Source organism: Serratia sp. BW106, assembly GCF_002607755.1.
GTDB lineage: Bacteria > Pseudomonadota > Gammaproteobacteria > Enterobacterales > Enterobacteriaceae > Serratia > Serratia proteamaculans.
In genome coordinates this window covers 106,915-119,254 of the sequence record NZ_MCGS01000002.1, presented here as the reverse complement: position 1 = coordinate 119,254, position 12,340 = coordinate 106,915, and the positions used below count along the sequence as shown (strand labels likewise).

Sequence of the window (12,340 nt, the reverse complement as noted above, 5' to 3'; positions counted from 1 at the left end):
TGCTAGGTGTCGCGTGCCGGATTTACAGCACGGCGACGATGGCTTCGCACAGCGGCGCCATATTGTCCGGTGTCATGCCGGCAACGTTAACGCGACCGGAGTTAACGGCGTAGACGCCAAACTCATCACGCAGGCGCAGCACCTGCTCTTTGGTCAGCCCACTGAACGAGAACATGCCATTCTGATTGATGATAAAGCTGAAGTCCTGCTCAGCACCTTTCTCCTGCAGGGTATTCACGAACAGCTGACGCATGCGGTGAATGCGTTGACGCATGTCGGTCAGTTCCTGCTCCCACAGCGCACGTAACGCTTCGTCACCCAGGATGGTCGCTACAATGGCAGCGCCGTGTGACGGTGGGTTGGAGTAGTTGGCGCGAATGGCGGCTTTCACCTGGCTGAAGGCACGATCGGCAGTCTCTGCATCTGCGGCAACCACAGTACAGGCACCTACACGTTCGTTGTATAGACCGAAGTTCTTCGAGTAAGAGCTGGCAACGATCAGTTCCTGGTGTTTGGCGGCAAAAATACGCAGGCCCTGAGCATCTTCTTCCAGTCCTTTCGCGAAACCCTGGTAAGCAAAGTCAAACAGCGGCAACCAGCCGTTAGCCACAGACAGCTCGGCCAACTGGGCCCATTGCTCCGCCGTTGGGTCAATACCGGTTGGGTTATGGCAGCAGCCGTGGAACAGTACCACATCGCCTGCCTGAGCCTGTTTCAGGCTGTTCAGCAGGCCATCGAAGTCCAGCGCATGATTGGCCGCGTCGTAGTAGTCATATTCCAGCACTTCCAGACCGACAGCCCCGAACACGTTGTTGTGGTTCGGCCAGCTTGGGTTGCTGATCCAGATGCGTTTTGCGCTGGTCTGGTTGGCGATGAAGTCAGCTGCTACACGCAGAGCGCCGGTGCCACCAGGAGTTTGTGCGGTGCGCGCACGCTTGTCGGCGATGATTGGGCTTTGTTTGCCGAACAGCAACTCTTGCGTGCAGTTGGCGAACGCCGGGATGCCTTCAATGCCGAGATAGTTTTTGGTGGTTTCATTTTCCAGCAGATACTGCTCAGCTTTTTTAACGCTGGTCAGCACCGGAGTCTTACCGGTTTCATCTTTATAAACCCCAATCCCCAGGTTGATTTTGTTAGGGCGGGCGTCAGCGCGGAAAATGTCGGTCAGACCCAGGATCGGATCGGCAGGTGCAGCAGTGATTTTTTCAAACATGTCAGGTGCTTCCATGGCTCGGAGTTAAGCAGACAGAAGCATCAGGGTAGCGCCAGTTATGCCCTTTGCCAACCGTTTGCGAGAAAAACACCTCGATCTTGTGAAGGACGCATATTCAGCATAAAAAATGAGGGAGAAGGGGGGATTGGCAGGATAAAAATTCAGGAGAATGCAAAAACAAAAACAGGGCCGAAGCCCTGTTTTTTAACTTGTCCGACGGTGAACCGTCGTTAAGTGTGACAACTTAGAACTGGTAAACCAGGCCAACACCAACGATGTCGTCGGTAGCAGTGCCAGTGGCTTTGGTGAATTCGTTGTCGTCCAGCAGGTTGATTTTGTAATCAACATAGGTAGACATGTTTTTGTTGAAGTAGTAAGTGGTACCAACAGAAACATATTTAACCAGATCCTGGTCAGAACCGGCGCCCGGGACGTTCAGGTTCTTGCCTTTAGACTGCAGGTAAGATACTTCTGGACGCAGGCCGAAGTCGAACTGGTACTGTGCAGTCACTTCGAAGTTCTGAGTTTTGCTGGCGAAACCGCCGCAATCGGTAGACGCATTACAGGTTGAGCTGAAGTTGCCGCCGCCGTATGGGGTCATGTTGCGGGTTTCTGAGTACATGGTAGCCAGGTAAACGTTGTTCGCGTCGTATTTAGCACCTACAGTCCATGCATCAGCCTTGTCACCACGTTCGTTAGAACGCAGTTTCTGATCGTCGGTACGGTTGGAAGAAGCATATGCAGCACCTACGCTGATACCTTCGCCGATGTCATAAGTTGAAGACAGGCCCCAACCGTCGCCGTTTTGTTTCTTAACGTCACGGCCGTCGTTCTGGTTTTTGCCCTGGTACTGAACGGCGAAGTTCAGACCGTCAACCAGACCGAAGAAGTTGTTGTTACGGTAAGTAGCAACGCCGTTGGTACGGCCAGTCATGAAGTTGTCAGTAACAGTGTAAGTATCGCCACCGAACTCTGGCAGCATATCTGTCCAGCCTTCCACGTCGTACAGCACGCCGTAGTTACGGCCGTAGTCGAATGAACCGTAGTCAGCGAATTTCAGACCTGCGAAGCCCAGACGAGTCTTGGTGCCTTCGGTGCCTTGAGATTCAGCGTGGTTAGCCTGAACGTTGTATTCCCACTGGCCGTAACCGGTCAGTTGGTCAGTAATCTGGGTTTCACCTTTGAAGCCGAAACGAACATAGGTCTGATCGCCATCATTGCCTTTGTCGTCTGAGAAGTAGTGCAGACCGTCAACTTTACCGTACAGATCCAGTTTGTTGCCGTCTTTGTTGTAGATTTCAGCAGCGTTTGCTGCACCAGCTGCTAACAGAGCTGGGATTACCACTGCAAGAATGTTGCGCTTCATCATTATATTACCCTCATTGGTGTTATTCGGACACCTTTGCCACTGCCGCCAATAATTCTTTTGAACTATTGTTGATAGATTGGTGTCGTCCTGTGTCTGCACGCAGTGTTCCATTCGTCGCCGGGTTAATCTAGAACGAAAATGCTACCAATGTCCTAATTAGGTTTCAAAAAGAAAGTATTTGTAACAATATGTAATATTCGGGGGACTTTGTGACGTGCGTCAATATTAAAAAATGCGAAAGGCCAGCAAAGCTGGCCTTGGTTTTGTAACTAAATTAATTGGAAAATGGATTATCTGATTAATTAAAAGCTTGCATTACGTGGCGTGCGTGGGAATGGAATAACATCACGCACGTTTTGCACACCGGTCACATAGGCGATTAAACGCTCAAAGCCCAAACCGAAGCCGGCATGTGGCACGGTGCCGTAACGACGCAGGTCACGGTACCACCAGTAATCTTCTTTATTCAGACCCATCGCTTCCAGACGCTGATCCAACACGTCCAGGCGTTCTTCACGCTGAGCGCCACCGATGATCTCGCCGATGCCCGGGGCCAGCACGTCCATCGCCGCAACGGTCTTGCCGTCTTCGTTCATACGCATATAGAAGGCTTTGATGTCTTTCGGGTAGTTTTTCACCACCACCGGCGCTTTGAAGTGTTTTTCGGCCAGATAACGCTCGTGCTCGGAAGACAGGTCGATACCCCAGGAAACCGGGTTTTCGAACGTCTGGCCGGAGGCGATCAGGATTTCCACCGCTTCGGTGTAATCAACCTGAGCAAAATCGGAAGAAACAAAACGCTGCAGGCGATCAATCGCATCCTTGTCTACGCGCTCGGCGAAGAACTGCATGTCATCCATACGCTCGTTCAACACGGCCTGGAACACATACTTCAGCATTTTTTCCGCCAACTCGGCGATATCTTCGAGATCGGCAAACGCCACTTCCGGTTCGATCATCCAAAACTCCGCCAGGTGGCGGCTGGTGTTGGAGTTCTCGGCACGGAACGTTGGGCCGAAAGTGTAAATTTTCGACAGCGCACAGGCATAGGTCTCGCCGTTCAACTGACCGGAAACGGTCAGGAAGGCTTCTTTACCGAAAAAGTCTTCGCTGAAATCGACAGTGCCTTTATCGGTACGCGGCAGGTTTTCCAGATCCAGCGTCGAAACGCGGAACATCTCGCCGGCGCCTTCGGTATCGGAGGCGGTGATCAGTGGGGTGGAAACCCAGAAGAAGCCGTTCTCGTGATAGAAGCGGTGAATGGCCTGCGCCAGTGTATGACGCACGCGGGCAACGGCACCAATCAGGTTGGTACGTGGGCGCAGGTGAGCGACCTCGCGCAGGTATTCGATGCTGTGGCGTTTGGCCGCCATTGGGTAGGTATCTGGATCGTCAACCCAACCCACCACTTTAATCGCAGTTGCCTGCAGCTCGAAACTCTGGCCATCGCCCGGAGAGGCCACCACTTTGCCGGTGACTTCAATTGAACAGCCCGTGGTCAGATGCAGCACTTCATCCTGATAATTCGGCAGAGAATTATTAACGACGGCCTGTAACGGATCAAAGCAGGAACCGTCATAGACGGCCAGGAAGGAGATACCAGCTTTAGAATCTCTCCGGGTACGCACCCAACCGCGTACGGTGACTTCACTGTCAACCGCAGCACGGCCTTGCAGTACGTCGACTACAGGCACAACGCTCATAGATTTCTCTCTTTAATAATTTGGTTTAGAAATAGCTTACAACCCAAGAATATGGGGATGTTGCTATGTTACTTGCCGCGGTGCAGAGCACAAGCAGAAATCGCCGGATTGGTGCAACATTTCTTGGGGCAGAGTGAAAAGGGGGCTGCGGGAAGTGTCTTATAAAGAAGAAAAAAGCCGGCGTGAAGATTTCAGCCGGCTTTTTGGCGTTCGCAGGGCGGGGGGCTTAGCTCGCTTTTTTCACCAACGGCAGATCGAAGGCTTTGCGCAACGCTTTGACAAAGGCCTGATCCTGGCAGATGGTTTTGCCTGGGCTGTCGGAGAGTTTAGCCACCGGTTTGCCTTTGCATTCGACCAGCTTGATAACGATGTTCAGCGGTTTGACACCGGGAATATCACAGGTCAGACGCGTACCTATGCCGAACACCAGGTTAACGCGTTGGTAGAAGTGACGGTAAAGCGCCAGCGCTTTGTCCAGATCCAGATTATCGGAGAACACCAGCGTTTTGCTCATCGGATCGATACCCAGCTTCCGGTAATGTGCGATGGCTTTCTCGCCCCATTCGAACGGATCGCCCGAATCGTGGCGCAGACCCTGATAGCGCTGGGCAAACTGCGGACCAAAATCACGCAGGAAGGCATCCATGGTGATGCAGTCGGTCAGGGCGATGCCGAGCTGATCCGGATATTCATCCAACCAGGCCTGTAACGCCGCCCGCTGGCTATTGGCCAGCACTGGGCTGATCTGCTGATGTGCCTGGAACCATTCATGGGCCTGGGTGCCGACCGGCGCAAGACCAAGCTGATGCGCCAGATCGTAATTGCTGGTGCCCACCAGATACGGGAATTCGTTTTTCAGTGTGCTAACGATCGTTTGCTGCACATCCTGCGAAAAACGACGACGGGTGCCGAAGTCCATCAGCTTAAAGCGCGAAATATCCACGTCGGCACTCATGGCTTTAAACTGTGCGAGCTTGTTGCGCAGGTGGGCTACCGCCATGTCTGGTGTGACATCCGGCGAGCGGTGACGGTGTACCACTTCGCTAATTACCGCCAGCAGAGGGACTTCCCACATGATCACTTCGCGCCATGGGCCGGCGATACGGATATGCAGTTTACCCGCGCGGTTTTCGATTTGAACCTGTTTCGGGTCGTAGCGGAAACCGCGCAGCCAGTTCAGATAATCTTCACGGAAGAAGGGCAGTCCTGAGAGATATTGGAACTCAGCGTCTGTCAGCGCCAACTGGCTCATCAGTGCGATTTGCGCACCAATCTCGTCGGCATATTCACCAAGCAGCTCATCACCACGGCAGCGGAATTCCGCCGCCACGCTGATAGCGGGATAGCGATGAAACACTGCTTGCTGCATATGAAGCTTGTAGGCATCAGTATCAAGCAGTGATGTCAAAATCGGGGAGGCGTATTGAGTCATAGCGCGTTACTGCATCCTCGTCAGGCGCGTGTCCAAATCCGGATAATCAAAAAAAGTGGGGGGAGTATACCCGGATTATCCTGTTATTGAAGCTGCATCACACCACAATTCATCGGAGCGGGTCGAGGATTAAACGTGCCTTTATCTCGGCTTGGCATCAGGGGAGCGGCAGAAAAGCCAGATAAGCCTGTAAGGTGAATGACTTAGGTTAATTAGTCATAAAAATTATAATGTTAATTATTTTAAACAGCAATTCAGATAAAACCGAGCGGCGTGTGAATGCCGATCCGGTCCTTGCCGTTATTCTTGCAGAAATAGAGCGCTTCATCCGCCTGTTTGATTGCCGTTGGCAACAGCCGGATGTCACTCACCTGGGCAATGCCGCAACTGGTGGTGAAACGCACGTTTTGCCCATCGGCTAGGGGCAGGGTTAATTGGTGAGTTCGTTCGCGTAGCTTGGACATCACTTCGCGTGCATTTTCCAGCGTGCAGTTGCCGAGGATCACGGCGAATTCTTCACCACCATAACGACAGAAAATATCACTGGAACGGAAGGCACTCTGCAGCAGTTTACCGAATGCTACCAATACAAGGTCACCGATGTGGTGGCCGTAGGTGTCATTGAGGTTCTTAAAATTATCGATATCAATCAGGCAGAAGGCCAGCGGATAGTGACTGGCGGCCAGCGATTCGCACTCGCGGAAAAATTTGCGGCGGTTATAGATGTTGGTTAAAGGGTCAAGAAATGAGGAGGCTTCCAGCTCTTTGATCAGCAGATGTTTTTCATTTTCCAGCGTCACCTTTTCCATCTGATACTGTTTGAGCTGCTTAATCGCATCGCTGATGGCCATTAACTCCTGGCTGTAGAACACCTCATTGCGATCGATGTTCATATTCCCGCGCGACAGTCGCAAAATATTATTATGGGTTTTCGTCAGCCAGCGGCTGATATTTGAACAATAAACCAGCGTTGGCAGAAAAATAAACAGCGCGATCAGACCACCCAGGGAAATCATGCCGTAAATGGCCGTCTGGCTGTTATAGATTTTATGTTGAGAGGCGGCGACCTCCATCTCAAAACTGCGCTGAAAAAGCCGTTGTGACAGCTCGCTGAGGTTTCTACCATATTGATAAATTGAATCGGTCGGGTAGGCGGTATGGGTATCCACGGCGGTATACAGCCCGCTAGTAATAAGGCTGATCTGCCTGGTCGACAATTGCTCAAGGATCTCATTCACCAGGAAGGTGGTTTGCACATCATTGTAGGTCAGCTTTATAAATATCAGCCGGGTGCTCAGCGCGCTCAATACTCCGGTGAGCTGAACGGCTTTCAGATAGGCAGCTTTACGCTCCAGCGGGTTGGTATTGACGTCGATAACCTGATCGATCAGTTCAGTAACGGACATATTCAGTCGGTTATTTAACCGCACGGCTTCCAGAAACAAAAACGAATCAGCATCGACCATACGGTTATCGTAGCTATAGCGATAATAACTTTTGCTGGCCTGAGAAATATAGTAGGCGCTATTGATATTAAACAGATTGGCATTGGCGTCGGTAACATGCGAAAGCTGCAGGTTGTCGTTATTGAGTAATTGCTCCATCAGACTGAGCATGGAAAGCGCCGCGATTTTTTGTCGAATGCCCAGTTGTTGCGATATTTCACTTTCTATATGCGGCCGAAAGCGGGCAATTTTCTCCCGGGCCAGTCGATCGGCGTCCTGCCACTGCTGTGGGGTAATTTTCGAGTCTATCTGGCTCAGGCGCTTTAAGCGGTGGGCCAATAAGGTGGCCTGAAAAGCTTCGGAAATCTCTTTGGCGCGGGTAATTTTGTACAGGTTAAGCTGGTTGTCTCGATAGTCAGTATTGGCCTCAAGCAACTCATCGGAAATGAACAGGGCGAACGAGGACATCAGGGCAAAGGTAAAAAAATAGATCAGATATTTACTTTCATATGCGCCGCGAGTCCTTGAACCAGAATGGTTAATTATATCATTGCGCCTCCCAGGCTGTCTTAACAATACCCGGTGAGGCCTGGCGGCCCAAAAACGTTGCTGAGCAGCAGCTAACAGCCCGCAGGCTCTGAGAAGATCGCACTTTTTATCCAGGTATGAAGCCTGGGAACAGGAGTCCTACGAAAGGTATTTTTTAGCATTAAATGCTGATTTCTACGCTGCATCAGGTGAAGGAGCCTGACTGGGTGGGCAATTCGTCGACAATATTAGGATCCACCTCCGATTTCTCCGCTCTGGAGGCCCGGCATCTCTGGGTTTTTTTTGTAGCTGTGATACAGTTTATTTACAATCAGGCTCATCGAAATTTCTGCTCTTTCCCCACGGCGAAATAAGCCCATGATGAAAGCCTGGCACCTGTAACTCACTGAGACGTCAAAGGGTTTTTATGACACAACAGCCACAGGCGAAGTATCGCCACGATTATCGCGCGCCAGATTACACCATCACTGACATTGACCTGGATTTTGAGCTGGACGCAGAGACAACTCGCGTCACCGCCGTTAGCAAGATCAAACGCCAGGGCGCTGCCGATGCGGCACTGGTGCTGAACGGTGAAGATCTGACGCTGGTAAGTATTGAGATCGACGGTCAGCCGTGGACGGCCTATCAGTTGCAGGATAACAAACTGGTTATCGAGAAACTGCCGGCACAATTTACCATGACCCTGGTTAACGATATCCACCCGGCGAAAAATACCGCGCTGGAAGGGCTGTACCTGTCTGGCGAAGCGCTGTGCACCCAGTGTGAGGCCGAAGGCTTCCGCCACATTACCTATTATCTGGATCGCCCGGACGTGCTGGCCCGCTTTACCACTCGCATCGTGGCTGACAAGGCGCGTTACCCGTTCCTGTTGTCGAACGGTAACCGTGTAGGCCAGGGCGAGCTGGAAGACGGGCGTCATTGGGTACAGTGGCAAGATCCGTTCCCAAAACCTTGCTACCTGTTTGCGCTGGTGGCCGGTGACTTCGATGTGTTGCGCGACAGTTTCACCACCCGTTCCGGCCGTGACGTAGCGCTGGAGCTGTTCGTTGACCGCGGTAACCTGGATCGCGCCGATTGGGCGATGACCTCGCTGAAGAATTCGATGAAATGGGACGAAACCCGTTTTGGGCTGGAATACGATCTCGATATTTATATGATCGTGGCGGTCGACTTCTTCAACATGGGGGCGATGGAGAATAAAGGGTTAAATATTTTTAACTCCAAATACGTGCTGGCAAAAGCCGAAACCGCCACCGACAAGGATTACCTGAACATCGAAGCGGTGATTGGCCACGAATATTTCCACAACTGGACCGGTAACCGCGTGACCTGCCGCGACTGGTTCCAGCTCAGCCTGAAAGAAGGGCTGACGGTATTCCGCGATCAGGAGTTCAGTTCAGATTTGGGTTCACGCCCGGTTAACCGCATCGATAACGTGCGCGTTATGCGCGGCGCGCAGTTCGCCGAAGACGCCAGCCCGATGGCGCACGCCATTCGCCCGGACAAAGTGATCGAAATGAACAACTTCTACACCCTGACGGTGTATGAGAAAGGGTCTGAAGTGATCCGCATGATGCACACGCTGCTGGGTGAAGAACTGTTCCAGAAAGGTATTCAGCTGTATTTCGAACGTCATGACGGTAGCGCGGCTACCTGCGACGATTTCGTTCAGGCGATGGAGGATGCTTCCAACGTCGATTTGTCATTGTTCCGCCGCTGGTACAGCCAGTCCGGTACGCCGTTACTCACCGTTCGCGACGAATACGACGCCGAGCACCAGCAGTATCGCCTGCACGTCAGCCAGAAAACCGAGCCGACCGCCGATCAACCCGAGAAGCTGCCACTGCATATTCCGCTGGATATCGAACTGTACGACGCACAAGGTAATGTGATTGCGCTGCAGAAGAACGGTTCAGCGGTCAATAACGTGCTGAACGTCACCGAAGCGGAGCAGACTTTCGTGTTCGACGGCGTAGCGCACAAGCCGGTACCGTCCCTGTTGCGTGAATTCTCTGCGCCAGTGAAGCTGGACTATCCGTACAGCGATCAGCAACTGACTTTCCTGATGCAGCATGCGCGCAATGAATTTGCCCGTTGGGATGCGGCCCAGAGTTTGCTGGCCACCTATATCAAACTGAACGTGGCCAAACATCAGCAGAAACAGCCGTTGTCGCTGCCGCTGCACGTTGCCGATGCGTTCCGCGCGGTGCTGTTGGACGAGACGCTGGATCCGGCATTGGCCGCACAGATCCTGACGTTGCCTTCAGAAGGCGAAATTGCCGAGTTGTTCGCCACCATCGATCCCGAAGCCATCGCCGCGGTGCACGAAGCTATCGTCCGCTGCCTGGCGAAGGAAATGGCCGACGAGTGGCTGGCGGTTTATAACGCCAACAAAACCGACGGTTACCGGGTGGAACACGCGGATATCGCCAAACGTTCGCTGCGCAATGTGTGCCTGGGCTATCTGGCCTTCGGCGACGAAGCGCTGGCCGATCGCCTGGTGACCGAGCAGTTCCGTCAGGCAGACAATATGACCGATTCTCTGGCGGCGCTGGCGGCAGCGGTAGCGGCACAGTTGCCTTGTCGCGACGCGCTGCTGACGGCCTTCGATGAGCGTTGGCACCAGGATGGCCTGGTGATGGACAAATGGTTCGTGCTGCAGGCGACCAGCCCGGCGGCAGACGTGTTGACCAAGGTGCGTAGCTTGCTGAAACATCGCTCATTCAGCCTGAGTAATCCCAACCGCACACGTTCGTTGATCGGTGGTTTCGCTTCCGCTAACCCCGCAGCGTTCCACGCAGCAGACGGCAGTGGTTATCAGTTCCTGGCGGAGATCCTCAGCGATCTGAACCAGCGCAACCCACAAATTGCTGCTCGTCTGATCGAGCCGCTGATCCGCCTGAAACGTTATGATGCTTCGCGTCAGGCGTTGATGCGTAAAGCGTTGGAACAGTTGAAAGGGCTGGAAAATCTGTCCGGTGACCTGTTCGAGAAGATCACCAAAGCGCTCGACGCGTAAGCCTAAAAAGGGACGGCATGCCGTCCCTTGTTTAATTCGCTACCCGGCGTGAGGCTTCAGCCTGTGGCGGGGGCGGAGACAGTACCCTGTCCAGCACCTCGGCTTCCAGTTCCGCCAGTTTGGTTGATCCCTTCCGGCGTGGGCGTGGCAAGTCAATGGTCAGGTCCAATCCGATACGGCCTTCCTCAATCAGGATCACCCGATCCGCCAGCGCAATAGCCTCACTGACATCGTGGGTCACCAGCAGTACGGTAAAACCATGCTGTTGCCACAGCCCTTCGATAAGCCCCTGCATTTCAATCCGCGTTAATGCATCAAGCGCCCCCAGGGGTTCATCCAGCAGCAGTAAGCGTGGCCGATGGATCAGCGCGCGTGCCAGCGCCACCCGCTGTTTTTGCCCGCCGGACAACGCCGCAGGCCACTCATTGGCGCGATCGGCCAGCCCGACAGCTTCCAGCGCTTGCAAGGCATCGGCACGCCAATGACCGCGCAGACCGAGGCCGACATTGTCGATCACCTTCTTCCACGGCAGCAGGCGTGCATCCTGAAACATCAGGCGAGTATCGTCTCTGGCACTGGCGAGAGGGGCATTTCCGGTTAATAACGCGCCGCTGCTGGCATGTTCCAGCCCGGCCATCAGACGCAGCAAGGTGCTTTTGCCGCAGCCACTGCGACCGACCACGGCGACAAACTGCCCGGCGCTGATACGTAACTGGATATTGTCGAGTACCGTGCGGTTACCGTATCGCTTGGCAATCGACTCCAGCGTGACCGGGGTACCCTGGGGAATGCGTGCGGGAGCCGTCATAGCGCTTCTCCTTGTTTCAGTTGATAGGCCGGATGCCAGCGCAGCCAGACTCGCTCCAGCAACCGGGCGCTGACGTCCGCCAGCTTGCCGAGCAGCGCGTACAGCACAATCGCCACCACCACCACGTCGGTCTGCAAGAATTCACGGGCATTCATCGCCAGATAACCGATCCCCGAATTGGCAGAAATGGTTTCGGCCACGATCAGCGTTAGCCACATAAAGCCCAACGCAAAGCGTACGCCGACCATGATCGAGGGGAGGGCGCCCGGCAACACCACCTGGGCAAATAACTGGAAACCACTGAGTCCGTAGCTGCGCGCCATTTCAAGCAGGTCGGGATCGATATTCTTGATGCCGTGATAGGTATTCAGATAGATAGGGAACAGGGTGCCCAACGCCACCAGAAAAATCTTGGCGGATTCGTCGATGCCAAACCACAGGATCACCAGTGGGATCAACGCCAAATGCGGTACGTTGCGGATCATCTGCATGGAACTGTCCAGCAGACGCTCACCCCAGCGTGACAGGCCGGTGATAAAGCCCAACGCCAGCCCAATGCTGCCGCCGATGCTAAAACCGATCAGCGCGCGCCAACTGCTGATCGTCAGGTGTTGCCACAGCTCGCCGCTTTTGGTCAGTGTCCAGAAGGCGGTCACCACCGCGCTCGGGGCCGGCAGAATACGGTTCGACAGCCAGCCGGCCTCCACAGAGATCTGCCAGATAATCACCAGCGCTACCGGCAATGCCCAGGGGGCTAACCGGTGCAGGATCCGTTGTGTCCCCTTTGCCATAGTGCGAC

8 protein-coding genes are annotated in these 12,340 nt (G+C 53.7%); 1 reads left to right on the top strand and 7 read right to left on the bottom strand.

Annotation, left to right across the window (positions count from 1 at the left end; all coding sequences use genetic code 11):
• Positions 1-22 precede the first annotated feature (22 nt).
• The 5 genes from BEI65_RS01075 to BEI65_RS01055 all read right to left on the bottom strand — a co-directional run bounded on the left by BEI65_RS01075 (position 23) and on the right by BEI65_RS01055 (position 7,630).
• Entirely contained in the window at positions 23-1,213 is a 1,191-nt protein-coding gene (locus tag BEI65_RS01075) for an amino acid aminotransferase (RefSeq protein ID WP_099061729.1), read from the bottom strand.
• A gap of 244 nt (positions 1,214-1,457) precedes the next feature.
• The gene (gene ompC, locus BEI65_RS01070) at positions 1,458-2,582 is read right to left on the bottom strand and encodes a porin OmpC (RefSeq protein WP_099061728.1); all 1,125 of its coding nucleotides are present in this window, start codon (positions 2,580-2,582) and stop codon (positions 1,458-1,460) included.
• Between the two features lie 302 nt (positions 2,583-2,884).
• Complete coding sequence (gene asnS, locus BEI65_RS01065) at positions 2,885-4,285, bottom strand: asparagine--tRNA ligase (protein WP_099061727.1); 1,401 nt, start codon at positions 4,283-4,285, stop codon at positions 2,885-2,887.
• A 226-nt stretch (positions 4,286-4,511) separates the two neighbouring features.
• Positions 4,512-5,717, bottom strand: coding sequence for a nicotinate phosphoribosyltransferase (gene pncB / locus BEI65_RS01060; RefSeq protein WP_099061726.1), 1,206 nt, complete (start codon positions 5,715-5,717; stop codon positions 4,512-4,514).
• A gap of 254 nt (positions 5,718-5,971) precedes the next feature.
• Entirely contained in the window at positions 5,972-7,630 is a 1,659-nt protein-coding gene (locus BEI65_RS01055; protein ID WP_099061725.1) for a GGDEF domain-containing protein, read from the bottom strand.
• A 487-nt stretch (positions 7,631-8,117) separates the two neighbouring features.
• Here BEI65_RS01055 and pepN point away from each other — a divergent pair, with 487 nt between their 5' ends.
• Positions 8,118-10,733 (top strand): aminopeptidase N, encoded by a 2,616-nt coding sequence (gene pepN, locus BEI65_RS01045; RefSeq protein WP_099061723.1) that lies wholly within the window; start codon positions 8,118-8,120, stop codon positions 10,731-10,733.
• Between the two features lie 31 nt (positions 10,734-10,764).
• On the opposite strand, the gene ssuB is transcribed toward pepN, so the two are convergent.
• Complete coding sequence (gene ssuB, locus BEI65_RS01040; protein WP_099061722.1) at positions 10,765-11,541, bottom strand: aliphatic sulfonates ABC transporter ATP-binding protein; 777 nt, start codon at positions 11,539-11,541, stop codon at positions 10,765-10,767.
• On the bottom strand, positions 11,538-12,332 hold the full coding sequence (gene ssuC, locus BEI65_RS01035) for an aliphatic sulfonate ABC transporter permease SsuC (protein WP_099061721.1): 795 nt from the start codon (positions 12,330-12,332) through the stop codon (positions 11,538-11,540). Before ssuC ends, ssuB begins: the two co-directional genes overlap by 4 nt.
• Between the last annotated feature and the right edge of the window lie 8 nt (positions 12,333-12,340).